The 15,349-nt window shown below is 51.6% G+C and carries 17 protein-coding genes; 6 read left to right on the forward strand and 11 right to left on the reverse strand.

All coding sequences use genetic code 11. From position 1 onward, the window contains the following. The first annotated feature begins 92 nt into the window (after positions 1-92). Positions 93-284 (forward strand): YdfD/YebW family protein, encoded by a 192-nt coding sequence (locus tag OGY10_RS13685; protein WP_003034941.1) that lies wholly within the window; start codon positions 93-95, stop codon positions 282-284. Here OGY10_RS13685 and pphA read toward each other — a convergent pair whose 3' ends face one another. From pphA to yobA, 4 genes are all read right to left on the reverse strand, one after another. Next, positions 285-926, reverse strand: coding sequence for a protein-serine/threonine phosphatase (gene pphA, locus OGY10_RS13690; RefSeq protein ID WP_111465450.1), 642 nt, complete (start codon positions 924-926; stop codon positions 285-287). Between the two features lie 412 nt (positions 927-1,338). Beyond that, positions 1,339-1,677, reverse strand: a complete 339-nt coding sequence (locus OGY10_RS13695) for a YebY family protein (protein WP_032943770.1) — start codon at positions 1,675-1,677, stop codon at positions 1,339-1,341. A gap of 20 nt (positions 1,678-1,697) precedes the next feature. Then, positions 1,698-2,570, reverse strand: a complete 873-nt coding sequence (gene copD / locus OGY10_RS13700; protein WP_267458246.1) for a copper homeostasis membrane protein CopD — start codon at positions 2,568-2,570, stop codon at positions 1,698-1,700. Positions 2,571-2,573: 3 nt separating this feature from the next. Further along, positions 2,574-2,948 carry a CopC domain-containing protein YobA gene (gene yobA / locus OGY10_RS13705; protein WP_003833799.1) on the reverse strand — a complete coding sequence of 125 codons (375 nt, stop codon included), beginning with the start codon at positions 2,946-2,948 and terminating at the stop codon, positions 2,574-2,576. A gap of 143 nt (positions 2,949-3,091) precedes the next feature. Between yobA and OGY10_RS13710 the strand changes: the two genes are divergently transcribed. The 3 genes from OGY10_RS13710 (at position 3,092) to exoX (ending at position 4,771) form a co-directional block, all read left to right on the forward strand. Next, the gene (locus OGY10_RS13710) at positions 3,092-3,322 is read left to right on the forward strand and encodes a DNA polymerase III subunit theta (protein WP_003034925.1); all 231 of its coding nucleotides are present in this window, start codon (positions 3,092-3,094) and stop codon (positions 3,320-3,322) included. Positions 3,323-3,428: 106 nt separating this feature from the next. Continuing rightward, positions 3,429-4,085 (forward strand): carbon-nitrogen hydrolase family protein, encoded by a 657-nt coding sequence (locus tag OGY10_RS13715; RefSeq protein ID WP_008785043.1) that lies wholly within the window; start codon positions 3,429-3,431, stop codon positions 4,083-4,085. A gap of 23 nt (positions 4,086-4,108) precedes the next feature. Then, positions 4,109-4,771, forward strand: a complete 663-nt coding sequence (gene exoX / locus OGY10_RS13720; RefSeq protein WP_003833802.1) for an exodeoxyribonuclease X — start codon at positions 4,109-4,111, stop codon at positions 4,769-4,771. On the opposite strand, the gene ptrB is transcribed toward exoX, so the two are convergent. The 4 genes from ptrB to yebG all read right to left on the reverse strand — a co-directional run bounded on the left by ptrB (position 4,762) and on the right by yebG (position 8,422). Continuing rightward, positions 4,762-6,816 (reverse strand): oligopeptidase B, encoded by a 2,055-nt coding sequence (ptrB, locus tag OGY10_RS13725; RefSeq protein WP_286576899.1) that lies wholly within the window; start codon positions 6,814-6,816, stop codon positions 4,762-4,764. The genes exoX and ptrB overlap by 10 nt on opposite strands. Positions 6,817-6,902: 86 nt before the next feature. Then, complete coding sequence (locus OGY10_RS13730; RefSeq protein ID WP_286576901.1) at positions 6,903-7,562, reverse strand: tellurite resistance TerB family protein; 660 nt, start codon at positions 7,560-7,562, stop codon at positions 6,903-6,905. A 94-nt stretch (positions 7,563-7,656) separates the two neighbouring features. After that, positions 7,657-8,010 carry a protein YebF gene (gene yebF / locus OGY10_RS13735; RefSeq protein ID WP_020996626.1) on the reverse strand — a complete coding sequence of 118 codons (354 nt, stop codon included), beginning with the start codon at positions 8,008-8,010 and terminating at the stop codon, positions 7,657-7,659. 121 nt (positions 8,011-8,131) lie between these two features. Continuing rightward, on the reverse strand, positions 8,132-8,422 hold the full coding sequence (gene yebG, locus OGY10_RS13740; protein ID WP_032943780.1) for a DNA damage-inducible protein YebG: 291 nt from the start codon (positions 8,420-8,422) through the stop codon (positions 8,132-8,134). Between the two features lie 132 nt (positions 8,423-8,554). On the opposite strand from yebG, the gene purT reads away from it, so the two are divergent. Beyond that, complete coding sequence (purT, locus tag OGY10_RS13745; RefSeq protein WP_100272272.1) at positions 8,555-9,733, forward strand: formate-dependent phosphoribosylglycinamide formyltransferase; 1,179 nt, start codon at positions 8,555-8,557, stop codon at positions 9,731-9,733. A 67-nt stretch (positions 9,734-9,800) separates the two neighbouring features. Here purT and kdgA read toward each other — a convergent pair whose 3' ends face one another. From kdgA to zwf, 3 genes are all read right to left on the reverse strand, one after another. Further along, a complete protein-coding gene (gene kdgA / locus OGY10_RS13750) occupies positions 9,801-10,442 on the reverse strand; it encodes a bifunctional 4-hydroxy-2-oxoglutarate aldolase/2-dehydro-3-deoxy-phosphogluconate aldolase (protein WP_003034901.1) in 642 nt (213 codons plus the stop codon). Between the two features lie 34 nt (positions 10,443-10,476). Beyond that, a complete protein-coding gene (gene edd / locus OGY10_RS13755; protein ID WP_286576904.1) occupies positions 10,477-12,288 on the reverse strand; it encodes a phosphogluconate dehydratase in 1,812 nt (603 codons plus the stop codon). 233 nt (positions 12,289-12,521) lie between these two features. Beyond that, positions 12,522-13,997: a glucose-6-phosphate dehydrogenase gene (gene zwf / locus OGY10_RS13760; protein WP_003833817.1), complete on the reverse strand. Its 1,476-nt coding sequence runs from the start codon at positions 13,995-13,997 to the stop codon at positions 12,522-12,524. 364 nt (positions 13,998-14,361) lie between these two features. Here zwf and OGY10_RS13765 point away from each other — a divergent pair, with 364 nt between their 5' ends. Next, positions 14,362-15,231 (forward strand): MurR/RpiR family transcriptional regulator, encoded by an 870-nt coding sequence (locus tag OGY10_RS13765; protein WP_008785051.1) that lies wholly within the window; start codon positions 14,362-14,364, stop codon positions 15,229-15,231. Positions 15,232-15,349: the final 118 nt, after the last annotated feature.

A 15,349-nucleotide genomic window follows, 5' to 3' on the forward strand; every position in this document is an offset into this window, starting at 1 on the left:
ACCCGTCGCCAGACGGGTTATTTCTTGGTTAATTTCCCTCATCTATCAACATCTTCTACACTACAGGTATGGCTTTACCATTTGAGGATGGAATGTTCACGCTGGTTCTTTTTGTGTGCTATCTGGATGGCGGTTGTGAAGATATCGTGGTTGATGTCTACAAAACTGAGCAGCAGTGCCTGATATCGATGGACGATCAACGTATTCGTAACGGCGGATGTTTACCTGCGGACGACTACATCGACAGTTTCTGGCATCCGGCCCAGGAATACAGCGATTTTTGATTATTGCAGTTGTACCAGCGTTAACTCGCCGCCGAATACAGCACCGGTATCAATATAGTGTAGATTCTCGCGATCCAGCCGATGGCGCAACGGCGTGTGACCAAACCAGAAGTGATCCGCGCCGTGAATCCCACAACCGTTGCGCATCAGCCTCGAGCGGTCCCACAGCACGCGCTGTAAATCGATCTCTTTTAGCCACTGATAATCATCATCCGGGTAATCGGCATGAGCAATAACGTGTATACCGTTCTGACAATGCAGCTCCAGAATCCAGGGTAACTGCCAACACGCTTCAAGAGCAAATTTCGCTGCCGGTTGCTCCGCCTGCTCGAACCACGAGCCTCCATTCATAAACCACATGAATTGATCCCCCGTCGCCAGCGCGTCCAGCGCCATCTGTTCATGGTTCCCCCTGACCGCGACAATCCAGCGTTTACGCAGTAGTTTCAGACAACGCAAACTGTCTGGTCCACGGTCGATAACATCCCCCACTGAAACCAGCAAATCCTGCCAGGGATCAAAACGGTACTGGCGAAGTTTAGCCATCAGCATCGAGAAGCATCCGTGGATATCCCCAACCACCCAGACGTGACGCCACTGCGTACCGTCGATTCGTTGATAGATATTGCCAGGTCGTCCCATGTCGCCTCCAGAATACAAGGGTACCTGGTTATAATTTTAGCAATGATGGCAAAAAAGCCTGGACGATCGTGGGCAGGAGTATGGTATGGTTTATGGAGAATGCAGCATGCGATACGCCGTGTTTTGCCCTGGATGGCATCGCATTCGCCACATAAAAAGAGACCGAATACGATTCCTGTATTCGGTCCAGGGAAATGGCTCTTGGGAGAGAGCCGTGCGCTAAAAGTTGGCATTAATGCAGGCTAAGTTACCCTGCCATTTAAGAATAGATGACAGCGCCAGGTTTTCCAGTCCGCGACTAAAGTGGCCGGAAAAAAAGGACGTTTGTTACGCATCCAAACGCAAAAACCGCAAGTTCTCCTGCGAGATGCTTGCGGTTTTTTATTGGAAATCAGAGCGCTACATCTGACAATTAGCAGAGCTTTTCTGCACGCTCTACAAACGGTGCCAGGCTCATTTTTTCGCCCGGTTTCGCCGGATCATCGATCTGGATAATCTCGATCGGCTTTGCCGTGACTTTTCCGCTCTCCACCTGCTGTCTGGCGACATCATTCAACGGGTATTGCACCAGCGTACTGGGATTGATGACATACAGCGCGTTACCTGGACGGCAGGTCAGCATCACCTCTTCCCGATTAAACGCCCACTTATCTTTGCCAACCTCAAAACGGCTGACGGTAATGACCTGCGGCGCAGCCAGCGCGGCTCCGGAGCTTGCCAGGAGTAATAAAGAGATAATGATTTTTTTCATGCGTTTCGCCAGTCCATCAATCAGAAAGGTTCAAGGGTTGCAAACAAGCTGACAATCGCCAGCACAACGGCTCCTATACCCCATTCCAGCTTGGTCATCCAAATAAAATAGAGAGTCATGCCACGGTTATCCTGCCGCATGCGTGGTACCAGAACATACCGATTCACCAGCGCAATCGCCACCATTAACATGACCAGGGCACCTTTTAACAAAAGCAGTCGCCCGTAAGCCATGTGCCAGGGAACAGAAAAACCGACAATAAACAGCGCATTCATAATACCGGTTAATAAAACACCGATAACGAAAAGATGCCCATAGCGTGAGAAGCGCATCATGGTACTGATGGCCTGTTTCCGCCAGCGACCTTGCGCCATTCGCATACAGTAAAGTACGGGCAGCAAACCGCCGAACCAGGCGGCAGCGCATACCAAATGTAAGGCGTGGTTAACCTGCTGGATTGCGCCAGGGATACCGCTGTGCAGCGTCGCATGTCCGACGCCAGCCAGCAAAATAAACTGCGCAATTGTCAGCATTAACAGCAGTCGCGGCATGCTACGCGGCACCATGATGGTCACCACCAGCGTGACCAACGCGAGGATAATCTGCCATAACCAGACGCCGCCAAATTGCGTTTGCAACACGGCGAGCCAAACATCAGTAGAGACAACATCCCGCCAGCCTGAGCCCATTAACCCACCCTGAATCGCCAGCATCAGCGTCGCGCTGATAAAGCTCCACGTTGCAGCATGCCTTTGCAGACGTAAAAAACGACGCATCATTAAACGACGAACCGAAACGGGGGCCAGCCATGCGCCGTAAAGCGCACAGCCAAACACCAGCATCAAAGCGGTAAAATGGATAAACCGTAGCGCAACCCAGGTAAATGCCAGCATTGGTTATTTCACGCTAAAGGTATATTGCCCCTTCGTCTTGTGACCATCCACGGAGACAACGTGCCAGTCGACCGTATATTTTCCTGCTTCAAGCGTTTGATCAAGCGGAACAATCAGCTGCGTTTTGTCCTGCTCACTGCGCGATGCCTTGCCCGTTTTGATCTGTTCTTTGTTAGGACCGGTCAGCGTTGCACCGCTGAATCCCGGCTCTACGCCTTCAGAAAAATTCAGCGTCAACGCCTGAGGAGATGCCGCCACTTCAGCGTTAGCCGCCGGACTTTGTTTTGTGAGGTGGGCATGCGCCAATGCCGCAGGTGTTGCCAGAACGCTGGCGAGTACGATGAGCGCGTTGCGAAGCATAGATGCAGATGAAGCCATTTCAACTATTCCTTTTTGTTATGTCTAACCTGTAGAGAATAACCTTCTACAATGGTCGAGTCGAGAATCATCATTTCTGTCTTGCCATTAACGCACACTCTTAGTAACTTTGCGCGCCGAAAGACAGAGAAAAGGAGAAGCCCATGAACATCAATCTGGCCAAACTTGAGCAAGCGGAAATGGATAAGGTCAATGTCGATCTGGCTGCGGCTGGAGTGGCATTTAAGGAGCGATACAATATGCCCGTTGTTGCAGAAGTTGTTGAACGCGAACAGCCAGAGCATTTACGCGACTGGTTCCGCGAAAGACTCATTGCGCACCGCCTGGCATCCGTTTCGCTTTCACGTTTACCATACGAGCCTAAAGTTAAATAAAACTTATATTACGTTACGATTCCTTACATGACGCCTGCTACAGTATAAGCATATTCTTAATCCACACATTAAGGATGGTTGTAGACACTATGAAAAGGAAATCATTATGTCATACTGGAAAATCGCAGCAGCACAATACGAACCTCTTCACACCTCAGTTACCGAACATGTCGCGCATCACCTGCAATTCATTCATGCGGCAGCTCAATGCCAATGTGAATTGCTGGTCTTCCCTTCCCTCTCATTGCTGGGTTGTGTTGATGAGAATGACGCGCTTCCAGCCCCACCCGATGAAGCGCTGTTAGAACCTCTCGCACATGCCGCCGCGACTTATCGCATGACGATAATTGCGGGACTACCGGTAGAACATAACAACCGGTTCGTGAAAGGCATTGCGCTTTTCTCTCCCTGGATGACTTCGCCATTAACCTTCCATCAGAGCCACGGGGCTTGTATTGCCAGACAGCGAAATGCCATCAGCGTTGTAGATAGCCAACCGGAAGGCATTGATATCGACCCGGCTTATTCGCTGTTCACCAGCTGCCAGTCAGTCAGTGAACCGGAACTGCTCTCCTCTACATCTCGTCTACAAAGTTTCTCACATAAATTCGCCATCGCGGTATTAATGGCCAATGCGCGGGGTAGCAGTGCGTTATGGGATGAACGAGGTCGATTGATTGTTCGCGCAGACAGCGGTTCGTTGCTGTTAACCGGCCAACGCACGCCACGGGGTTGGCAAGGTGATATCATTCCATTACGCTAGTCGTTTTGGGTCAGGAGCATGGCATGTTGCGCATAATAGATACAGAAACCTGTGGTCTACAGGGAGGCATTGTTGAAATTGCTTCTGTCGACGTGGTTGACGGAAAAATAGTCAACCCCATGAGCCACCTGGTACGCCCTGACCGCCCCATCAGCCCACAGGCGATGGCTATCCATCGCATTACTGAAGCAATGGTGGCCGATAAGCCATGGATTGAAGACGTCATCCCGCAGTATTACGGCAGCGAGTGGTACGTTGCGCACAATGCCAGCTTTGACCGCCGCGTATTGCCCGATATGCCCGGGGAATGGATTTGCACCATGAAGCTCTCCCGTCGGTTGTGGCCGGGGATCAAATACAGCAACATGGCGCTGTATAAATCGCGCAAGCTGAGCGTCCAGACGCCAGCGGGTCTCCACCATCACCGCGCCCTGTACGATTGCTACATCACTGCGGCACTGCTGATCGACATCATGCAGACGTCAGGCTGGACAGCCGATCAAATGGTCGATATTACCGGCCGTCCCGCGTTACTCACTACTTTCACTTTTGGTAAGTACCGCGGAAAACCTGTATCAGAAGTAGCTGAACGGGATCCGGGCTATCTGCGCTGGTTATTTAATAACCTTGACAATATGAGCCCGGAACTGCGATTAACGCTAAAACACTATTTGGATCACGCCTGAGCAGGCAGCGTTCCCTGCGCCAGTCCAATCAAAAAAGCGTACTCAAGGGCCACGCCTTCGTAAGATTTAAAACGCCCGGATTTACCGCCGTGTCCGGAATCCATATCCGTGCAAAGTAGCAGCAAACGATCGTCCGTTTTCAGCTCACGCAGTTTTGCCACCCATTTTGCTGGCTCCCAGTATTGCACCTGGGAATCGTGTAATCCCGTCGTGACCAGCAGATGTGGGTATGCCTGCGCGGTTACATTGTCATACGGGCTGTAGCTTTTCATATAGGTGTAATACTCTTCGTCCTGCGGATTCCCCCACTCTTCAAACTCACCGGTCGTCAGGGGAATTGATTCATCGAGCATTGTGGTTACCACATCGACAAATGGCACCTGAGCAATAACACCATGGAAGCGTTCCGGGCGCTCATTAATGGCGACGCCCATTAACATGCCTCCGGCGCTTCCGCCCATGCCATAACATAACTCAGGCGCGCCATAGCCCCTTTTTAGCAACGCATCACAGACGTCGAGGTAATCATTAAAAGTATTTTTCTTGTGCAGAAACTTACCGTCCTCGTACCACTGTTGTCCTAATTCACCACCACCACGCACATGCGCAATAGCATAAACAAAGCCGCGATCCAGTAAGCTCAAACGGCTGCTGCTGAAATCGGCGTCCATGCTGGCGCCATATGAGCCATAGCCATAAACGAGTAACGGATTTTTTCCTTTCAGGAAATACTTTTGATGATAAACCAGCGAAACCGGAACCTCGGTGCCATCACGCGCGGTTATCCATAGGTGTTCGCTACGGTAATTCGCTGCATCAAATCCGGGGACCTCCGTCTGCTTAAGCACACGACGTTCCCCGGTGTCCATATCCAGTTCAAACAACGTGTCCGGGGTAGTCATGGAGGAATAGCCATAGCACAGGCGCGATGTCTCCGGCTCTGGATTATAGGCAAGCCAGGTCACATAAGCCGGATCGTCAAAGGCGATCCCGACCACTTCGCGCGTTTTACGATTAATCTGTCGTAGGCTGGTTAAGCCCCGCTGACGCTCTTCTACCACCAGCCAGTCAGTGAATAGCGTAAAGCCCTCCAGCATCACGTTGTCGCGCGCAGGGATCAGCGTCTCCCAGGCTTGCTCATCACGAACGCGGGTACGATACAGGCCGAAATTTTTCCCCTGACGGTTGGAGCGCAGATAAAAATTGTGTTGATAGTGATCGAGACTGTATTCATGGTCTTTGCGTCGCGCTAAAAAGACCAACGGTTCGGCATCCGCCAGTTCTGCGTCAAGCAGTAAAACCTCACTGGTGGTCGCGCTGGCGATATGAATAACCACATAGTGTAGCGAGGTGGTTTTATGCAGGCTGACATAAAACATATCATCGGCTTCTTCATACACCAGCTCATCCAGTGACGATGGCGAGCCGATCGTATGTCGCCACACCTGATACGGCAATAACGTTGTTTCGTGCTTGCGCACGTAATAGAAAGTCTGAGAATCATTCGCCCAGACCAGATCCGCTTCGACGTTTTCCAGCACTTCCGGATACCAGTTGCCGCTTTGCAGGTTGCGAAAACGCACGCCATATTGCCGGCGAGAGAGATAATCTTCCGCCAGCGCCATGATGGTGTTATCCGGAGATATCGCCAGTCCTCCCAGCGTATAAAACTCGCTGTGTGCCGCGCGCTGGTTCCCATCCAACAGAGTATCCCAATCATCCCATTCTTCATTGAAAGCAGACTGACGCTGATAAATAGCATATTCGCACCCCGGTTCATAAATATGCCGGTAGCGATAACCATTCTTCACATAGGGGGCGGAAGCATCCTGAGGCGGGATACGGTCGATAATTTCTTTCAGGACGCGATCCTGCAAAGCCTGCTGCGAGGCCATAACCTGGCGGCCATACGCATTTTCTTGTTGCAGATAATCCAGCACTTCTGGCTGCGAGCGGCTGTCATCTCGCAGCCAGTAATAATTATCAACACGAGTATCGCCATGCTGCGTCATGGCGTGGGGAATACGAGAAGCTTTTGGTAGCATGTCATTGTTCTTTTGCTTAAACATCCTATAAGGGTGGCAAAAGACAGCAATGATGCAAGCGAAACATGCGCCTTAGCGGTAAGTAATTAACCCGGTAAAGCCTGTTTTTGTTCTTTGAGATCCTGTTCAATGCCTTCACGAACATCCTGCGGGATCTTCAACGCATCGCCCAGCGCATTGAGATAGCTACGCTCCATAAAGTGGTCGATATCAATCGCCGCACAGCTCAGGAAGTAAATTTCTAGCGCTTCTTCTTCGTTGCGGATCCCTTGCGCCAGGCGCTGGGGATCTAACGGTTGTTCAATGGCTCTTTCAATCAGAACGCGGCCCTGCTCTTCCACGCCCGCTTCACGAAGCTGCTGCTCAATGGCCGCTCGTTCTTTAGCATCAATATGACCGTCGCTTTTCGCCGCAAAAACCAGCGCCAGGATCAGACGCTCGGTTCGCTCATCCTGCGGTGAGCTTTGTACGCCGAACTGCGGCTCATCCTGATGCGCAGCGCGAACTTTATCTTTGTATTTGTTCCATAATACGGTACCGGCAACCGCGCCGCCGCCCACCAGAAGCGCGCTGGTGCCGTATTTACTCAGTAATTTACGTGAAGATTTGTTGGCAACCAGTAATCCTGCCAGACCGCCTAACGCGCCTGGAACCAGAAGTTTACTCAGCCCTTGCTCGCCAGAAGATGACGTGGAGGATCCTTTTTGCCCAAGAAGAGATTGTAGTTGATTCAGCCAATTAGCCATTTTGCCCCTCAAGTACAGACGAATAATCATCAAAGCGTACCCGAGGGGATGTCAGGAAGTGTTCAGGTCATCAAAAGATGTGCAAATACCTGAGTTACTGCGGCTGATATTCCGCCGTTCCGGCTTTGCAGTCGACTTTTACCTGATAGTGAATATCCGCGCTTTTACCGCGAACCGTCAGGGGAACTGACCATTTCCCGTCTTTGCCCGTAATATCGGGCGTGTTGACCCAGGCGACAGGGTCGGCTTGCCCGACGAGTTTTTGATCGTCAGCCCAGCGCGCGATGCGATTTTGCTGATAGTCACGTTTCACGCTTGCCGCAATACCGTCAGCATCCAGTCCTTCGCACTTGGGGAACTGAACATTCTTACTTTCCATATTTGCCGCAAATACCGATACGCTGGCAGACAATAACAGCAGGCTCAATAACGCTCTTTTTTTATACATTCTTTTCTCCTTAATCTCCCCTTCATCCTTCAGGTTGCCTGCGGCAACGTGAAATTACGTCAGGGATTGCACAATGATTCAGGGAAAAGCATGGTACAAAACGTCAGGAGCGCAAGTCGTTTCAGGCAGCCTGAGTATCATCCTCAGTATGTGCATCGTTTTCGACAGCCTGTGGCGAAGGCAGCTTGCCGTTTTTCAGAATGGCGCTCAGCACATCTTTTTGCTCAGCCAGCCACAGGGAAAGCGCTTCACGCTGCTCATCTTCGAGCGCTACCGGCGATTGCTCCAGCCATGTGTCGAGCAGATCTGCTGTATCCAGCATTTTGTCATACGCATCGGCTTCCTTTTTGCTGGTAAACGACATTTTTTCCTCACCTTCCCGAATGACTACGTATTTAACTTCAACCGCCATTTTTGCAGCCTCTTAAATTACCTGTATTTATGTACAGTATATTCTTTTTAAGCCCTGAAATCAACCTGGTAATAAAGACAGACGCAAACGTTTTCGTATATACTGCGCCCAGATAAAACAGGGGATTAATTTATGACGTTATTAGGCACAGCGCTGCGTCCCGCAGCAACGCGAGTGATGTTATTAGGTTCAGGTGAACTGGGTAAAGAAGTGGCGATTGAATGCCAACGCCTGGGTGTGGAAGTCATTGCCGTGGATCGTTACCCCGACGCGCCAGCTATGCATGTTGCCCATCGTTCATACGTAATCAACATGCTGGATGGCGATGCATTACGCCAGCTCGTGGAGCGTGAAAAACCAGATTATATCGTGCCCGAAATAGAGGCGATTGCCACAGATATGCTGGTAACACTGGAACAGGAAGGCCAACGCGTCGTGCCGTGTGCTAGGGCGACGCAACTGACCATGAACAGGGAAGGAATCCGTCGCCTCGCCGCCGAAGAATTGTCTTTGCCGACCTCTTCTTACCGCTTTGCTGACAGCGAAGCCCGCTTTCGTGAGGCCGTCGCCGAAATCGGCTACCCCTGCATTGTGAAGCCGGTAATGAGTTCCTCCGGGAAGGGGCAGAGCTTTATCCGTTCAGCCGATCAGCTCACCGAGGCGTGGAACTATGCTCAACAGGGAGGCCGGGCAGGCGCCGGACGCGTTATCGTCGAAGGCGTAGTGAATTTTGATTTTGAAATCACCCTGCTAACCGTCAGCGCCGTTGATGGTGTGCATTTCTGCGCGCCGGTAGGTCATCGCCAGGAAGATGGCGATTATCGCGAGTCCTGGCAGCCGCAGCAGATGAGTGACCTGGCGCTGGCGCGCGCGCAGGAGATTGCCCGCAAGGTGGTACTGGCGCTGGGCGGTCACGGACTGTTTGGCGTGGAGCTGTTTGTCTGCGGTGATGAGGTGATTTTCAGCGAAGTCTCCCCTCGCCCTCACGACACGGGTATGGTGACCTTAATTTCGCAGGATCTGTCTGAGTTTGCCCTGCACGTACGTGCATTTCTCGGTCTGCCCGTTGGCGAAATCCGCCAGTATGGACCTTCTGCTTCCGCCGTTATTCTGCCGCAACTTACCAGCCAGAATATCACGTTTGATAACGTGCAAGCCGCTGTAGGTGCGGGTATGCAAGTGCGTTTCTTTGGTAAGCCGGAAATCGACGGGAGCCGTCGTCTGGGCGTTGTGCTGGCCACAGCACAGAGCATTGAAGATGCGGTGATACGCGCGAAAGACGCAGCCGCACAGGTGAAAGTCGCAGGATAAAAACCAGACCCGTAGGCCGGATAAAGCATTGATGCCGTATCCGACCTACGGTTTACGCATTAACGGCTTACTGCTTCGCGCCTTCTACTGCTTCACGAGCCAGCTTGGTAATACGATCGTAATCACCCGCTTCCAGCGCATCCGCCGGAACCAGCCAGGAACCACCGATGCACAGCACGCTTTTCAGTGCCAGGTAGTCACGGTAGTTCGCCGGAGAGATACCGCCGGTTGGGCAGAAACGCACTTGAGAGAACGGACCCGCAATTGCCTGCAGCGCTTTGGTACCACCATTTGCTTCAGCAGGGAAGAATTTGAACTCTTTCAAACCGTAGTCCATACCCAGCATCAGTTCAGACACGGTGCTGATACCAGGGATCAGCGGAATAGTGCCTTCCGTTGCGGCTTTCAGCAGCGGCTCGGTCAGGCCCGGGCTGATAGCAAACTGCGCACCGGCTTCGGTCACTTCAGCCAGCTGTTGCGGATTCAGTACAGTACCTGCGCCAACGATAGCGTCCGGAACTTCTTTTGCGATCGCGCGAATGGCATCCATCGCACATGCGGTACGTAAGGTCACTTCCAGAACGCGCACGCCGCCTGCAACCAGCGCTTTTGCCATCGGCACTGCGTGTTCCAGTTTATTAACCACGATAACCGGTACAACCGGGCCAGTGGTCAGGATTGCTTCTGCACTTGTCTTCCAGTTTTTCATCAGAGTTTTCTCTCGCCTGATTACAAAATAAGTCTTAAAAAGTGATACAGGTTGCGCCCTGTTCCGCACCGGACAGCTTTTCACGCAACGCGCTGAACATTTCACGGCCTGTGCCCACGCGCGATGCGCTGAGGTCAGGAATGTGAGGCTGACGAGAAGCAAGTTCCTCTTCATCAACCAGCAGCGTCAATTCACCTGTCTGTCCATTCACACGAATGATGTCGCCATCGCGTACTTTTGCCAGCAGCCCGCCATCGTAGGCTTCTGGGGTTACATGGATTGCTGAAGGCACTTTACCTGAAGCACCTGAAAGTCGTCCATCGGTAACTAACGCAATTTTGAAACAACGGTCCAATAATACACCAAGTGGCGGCATGAGTTTATGTAATTCTGGCATTCCGTTTGCTTTTGGTCCCTGATGGCGCACAACGACTACGCAATCACGGTCGAGCAGTCCCGCATCGAAGGCCGGCAATACATCATGCTGACTTTCAAAAACAACCGCGGGCGCTTCAATTACCTGATTTTCTACCGGAACCGCCGACGTTTTCATCACAGCACGCCCGAGGTTACCGCTCAGCACTTTGGTACCGCCGTGGTGGGAGAATGGCTTATCGATGGTAGCAATCACATTGCTGTCCAGAGACTTCGCTGCCCCTTCGCGCCAGTCCAGCTCACCATCGTTGAGCCAGGGTTCCATGGTGTAACGCGACAAACCAAACCCGGCAACGGTGTTCACATCTTCATGCAGCAGACCCGCGTTCAGCAGTTCGCGCATTAACACCGGCACGCCACCCGCTGCCTGGAAGTGGTTAATATCTGCCGGACCATTCGGATACAGACGCGCCATCAACGGCACGATATCGGACAGATCGGAGAAGTCGTCCCAGTTAATCATAATCCCGGCTGCGCGCGCCATCGCAACCAGGTGCATTGTATGGTTGGTTGACCCCCCGGTCGCCAGCAGCGCGACAATACCGTTCACCACTACTTTTTCATCGATCATTTTACCGATCGGCATCCATTCATTGCCGTTGCCGGTCAGACGCGTTACCTGACGAGCAGCCGCGGCGGTCAACGCTTCGCGCAGCGGGGCATCCGGGTGTACGAATGAGGACCCTGGCAGTTGCATCCCCATAAACTCCACCACCATTTGGTTGGTGTTTGCCGTGCCATAGAACGTACAGGTCCCCGGTGCGTGATAAGACGCCGCTTCGGATTCAAGCAGCGCCATGCGATCGACTTTGCCTTCAGCATACAGCTGACGGATACGCACTTTTTCTTTGTTCGCCAGACCACTCGCCATCGGGCCGGAGGGAATAAAGATCGAAGGCAGATGACCAAATGACAGTGCCGCCATCACCAGACCCGGGACAATTTTGTCGCACACGCCAAGGAATAATGCGCCGTCGAACATATTGTGTGAGAGGCCGACAGCAGCCGACATCGCAATCACTTCGCGACTCAGCAACGAAAGCTCCATCCCATCCTGTCCCTGGGTCACACCGTCGCACATCGCAGGAACACCGCCAGCGACTTGGCCTACCGCATTGGCTTCATGCAGCGCTTTACGAATGATGTCCGGATAATGTTCGTACGGCTGATGCGCGGAAAGCATGTCGTTATAGGAGGTAATGATCGCGATATTGTTACGCAGCATGCTTTTCAGCGAGGCCTTGTCATCCGGCTGGCAGGCAGCAAAACCATGCGCCAGGTTACCGCACGCCAGTTGTGAACGATGAACGGTAGTCGATTTCGCTTGTTCAATACGGGCAAGGTAGGCGGAACGCGTGTCGCGAGAACGTTCGACAATTCGTTTTGTTACGCGTAACAAATTCGGATTCATAGAGGCTCCTAAAATTTATCTGTCAGAGCGTTGGATCAACAATGTGTTTCAGTTGGGTTAAAAGCAGCTGAATCGCTTGTTAGCCGTAGCTCAGGGGCAAAATCGTTTCAGGCAGTGTAATAAAAAAAGCCCCGCGGGTGAATCCACGCGGAGCTTAAAAGTGCAAAAATTATTCTACAATCTGTGTTAGATCATGTTACCGGTAAAATAACACCTATGGGCTAGATGATATTTTACTCGAATTCGTTCCATGAACGACCATCACGGGTAATCATGGCCACAGAGGCAACCGGTCCCCAGGTGCCGGCCTGATACGGCTTCGGTGCGTCGTTGTCCATTGCCCAGGCTTCGGTAATAGAATCGACCCACTTCCATGCTTCTTCAACTTCATCTCGACGCACAAACAGCGCCTGAATGCCGCGCATAGTTTCAAGCAGCAGGCGCTCATAAGCGTCGGCCAGATGCGTTTGGTTGAAGGTTTCGGAGTAGCTCAGGTCAAGTTTGGTAATTTGCAGGTTATGCTTGTGATCCAGTCCCGGCACTTTGTTCAGTACCTGGATATCGACACCTTCATCAGGCTGCAAACGGATAGTCAGCTTGTTCTGCGGCAGGTCCTGCCAGGATTCTCTGAACAGGTTCAGCTCAGGCGTTTTGAAGTAAACCACCACTTCAGAGCACTTGGTCGGTAAACGCTTACCGGTACGCAGGTAGAACGGTACGCCCGCCCAGCGCCAGTTATCGATATCCACACGGATCGCCACAAACGTTTCCGTGTTGCTGCTCTTGTTCGCGCCTTCTTCTTCCAGGTATCCCGGAACTTTTTTGCCCTGGGCAAAACCGGCGGTGTACTGACCACGAACTGTCTTTTCACGTACGTTCGAACGATCGATGCGACGCAGTGATTTCAGTACTTTCACTTTTTCATCACGGATGCTGTCGGCGCTCAGATCGGACGGCGGAGACATCGCGATCATGCACAGGATCTGCAGCAGGTGGTTCTGGATCATGTCGCGCATTTGACCGGCCTGGTCAAAGTAGCCCCAGCGCCCTTCAATGCCCACTTCTTCCGCCACGGTAATTTCTACGTGGTCGATAGTGCGGTTATCCCAGTTATTCACAAACAGGGAGTTGGCAAAACGCAGTGCCAACAGGTTCAGTACCGTCTCTTTGCCGAGATAGTGGTCGATGCGGTAAACCTGGCACTCTTCGAAATACTCGCCAACCTGATCGTTGATTTCACGGGATGTTGCCAGTGATGTACCCAGCGGTTTTTCCATCACCACGCGGGCAGGCTTAGCATTCAGCTTTGCTTCACCCAGACCTTTGCAGATCGCGCCAAAGGTGCTCGGCGGCATTGCGAAATAGTTGATGGTGGTACGCGATTTTTGATCCAGCATTTTGCCCAGACGCTTAAACGCGGCGGTGTCGTTGACGTCCAGGTTACAAAACTCAAGACGACCGCTGAGGGTTTCCCACAAACTTTCATCAATTTTTTCTTTCATGAAGGTTTCGAGCGCTTCGCGCACAACCTTGGTATAGGCTGCTTTGTCCCAGTCGGCACGCCCAACCCCAATAATGCGGGTATCCGGGTTAATCTGGCCGGCCTTTTCCAGTTGATACAGGGAAGGCAGCAATTTCCGTCGCGCCAGGTCGCCCTTCGCGCCGAAAATGACCAGATCACATGCCTGGGCTGTTTGCGTTACCGCCATGTCATTCTCCTCAATTAAGTGCCTGGTGCTTTTGCCAGACACTGGTTGTAATTTTATTACAGTGCACTGTACTGCTTTTACGTGAATCCGGAAACCGTAAACGCTTATCCAGCCGTGCTGTTACCGCGAACAGCCGCTTTATTGGCGTATAACCCATCAAAATGGATAAAAAAGTCGTCTTTTTCGTACCCATGAAGAAGTATGAAAATCCGACTCCGATCATGTAATGAAAAAAAACAACAACTATTTTGTCCATTTTGCCCCGTTGCTGCACTAGCAGGGGTACTATCTACCAGAGTTACCACTCGATTTCCCCTTATCGTTGAAATCGTTTTTGCCCATGACCCATGAGTCTACCTACATCATGAATATGCTGGAAAAAATCCAGTTAAAACTGGAACATTTGAGCAAGTCAGAGCGTAAAGTCGCCGACATTATTCTTGCCTCTCCCGAGCAGGCAATTCACTCAAGCATCGCTGCGCTTGCTGTAGAAGCCAACGTCAGCGAACCGACGGTGAACCGTTTCTGTCGTAGCATGGATACGCGTGGCTTCCCTGATTTTAAACTGCATCTGGCACAAAGTCTGGCAAATGGTACCCCTTATGTTAATCGCAATGTGGATGAGGATGACAGCGTAGAATCTTATACGGGGAAAATCTTCGAATCGGCGATGGCAAGCCTTGACCACGTTCGTCAGTCGCTGGATAACGCGGCGGTAAACCGGGCGGTAGATTTGTTAACCCAGGCAAAGAAAATCGCCTTCTTTGGTTTAGGTTCTTCCGCCGCGGTCGCGCACGACGCGATGAACAAATTTTTCCGCTTTAACGTACCGGTAATCTATTCCGACGACATTGTCCTGCAACGTATGAGTTGTATGAATTGTAGCGACGACGACGTCATTGTGCTTATTTCTCATACTGGAAGAACCAAAAGTCTGGTTGAACTGGCGCAGTTAGCAAGGGAAAACGACGCTATGGTTATCGCCCTCACCTCTCCCGGCACGCCACTGGCGCGTGAAGCCACGCTGGCTATTACCCTCGATGTACCGGAAGATACTGACATTTATATGCCCATGGTCTCTCGACTTGCTCAACTGACCGTGATAGATGTGCTGGCTACAGGATTTACTTTGCGCCGAGGGGCAAAATTTAGAGATAACTTGAAGCGTGTCAAGGAAGCGCTCAAGGAATCGCGTTTTGATAAAGAATTACTCATCAAGAGTGATGACCGCTAAAAGCAATAACAATGTTCTACCCTTTTATCATCCGGGTCGTTCATTTTACCGTTAATATTTGAGAACGGCCGGATTAATGTTCACGCAACACCTAGTTGTTTCAGTCAACGGAGTATTA

It is taken from the genome of Citrobacter sp. Cpo148 (assembly GCF_030332375.1).
Lineage (GTDB): Bacteria > Pseudomonadota > Gammaproteobacteria > Enterobacterales > Enterobacteriaceae > Citrobacter > Citrobacter portucalensis.

Excerpts from the sequence above, each read along its gene's own strand:
- OGY10_RS13685 (WP_003034941.1), top strand. The coding sequence starts at position 93 with ATGTTCACGCTGGTTCTTTTTGTGTGCTATCTGGATGGCGGTTGTGAA.
- pphA (WP_111465450.1), bottom strand. The coding sequence starts at position 926 with ATGGGACGACCTGGCAATATCTATCAACGAATCGACGGTACGCAGTGG.
- OGY10_RS13695 (WP_032943770.1), bottom strand. The coding sequence starts at position 1,677 with ATGAAAAAAATCATTATCTCTTTATTACTCCTGGCAAGCTCCGGAGCC.
- copD (WP_267458246.1), bottom strand. The coding sequence starts at position 2,570 with ATGCTGGCATTTACCTGGGTTGCGCTACGGTTTATCCATTTTACCGCT.
- yobA (WP_003833799.1), bottom strand. The coding sequence starts at position 2,948 with ATGGCTTCATCTGCATCTATGCTTCGCAACGCGCTCATCGTACTCGCC.
- OGY10_RS13710 (WP_003034925.1), top strand. The coding sequence starts at position 3,092 with ATGAACATCAATCTGGCCAAACTTGAGCAAGCGGAAATGGATAAGGTC.
- OGY10_RS13715 (WP_008785043.1), top strand. The coding sequence starts at position 3,429 with ATGTCATACTGGAAAATCGCAGCAGCACAATACGAACCTCTTCACACC.
- exoX (WP_003833802.1), top strand. The coding sequence starts at position 4,109 with ATGTTGCGCATAATAGATACAGAAACCTGTGGTCTACAGGGAGGCATT.
- ptrB (WP_286576899.1), bottom strand. The coding sequence starts at position 6,816 with ATGCTACCAAAAGCTTCTCGTATTCCCCACGCCATGACGCAGCATGGC.
- OGY10_RS13730 (WP_286576901.1), bottom strand. The coding sequence starts at position 7,562 with ATGGCTAATTGGCTGAATCAACTACAATCTCTTCTTGGGCAAAAAGGA.
- yebF (WP_020996626.1), bottom strand. The coding sequence starts at position 8,010 with ATGTATAAAAAAAGAGCGTTATTGAGCCTGCTGTTATTGTCTGCCAGC.
- yebG (WP_032943780.1), bottom strand. The coding sequence starts at position 8,422 with ATGGCGGTTGAAGTTAAATACGTAGTCATTCGGGAAGGTGAGGAAAAA.
- purT (WP_100272272.1), top strand. The coding sequence starts at position 8,555 with ATGACGTTATTAGGCACAGCGCTGCGTCCCGCAGCAACGCGAGTGATG.
- kdgA (WP_003034901.1), bottom strand. The coding sequence starts at position 10,442 with ATGAAAAACTGGAAGACAAGTGCAGAAGCAATCCTGACCACTGGCCCG.
- edd (WP_286576904.1), bottom strand. The coding sequence starts at position 12,288 with ATGAATCCGAATTTGTTACGCGTAACAAAACGAATTGTCGAACGTTCT.
- zwf (WP_003833817.1), bottom strand. The coding sequence starts at position 13,997 with ATGGCGGTAACGCAAACAGCCCAGGCATGTGATCTGGTCATTTTCGGC.
- OGY10_RS13765 (WP_008785051.1), top strand. The coding sequence starts at position 14,362 with ATGAATATGCTGGAAAAAATCCAGTTAAAACTGGAACATTTGAGCAAG.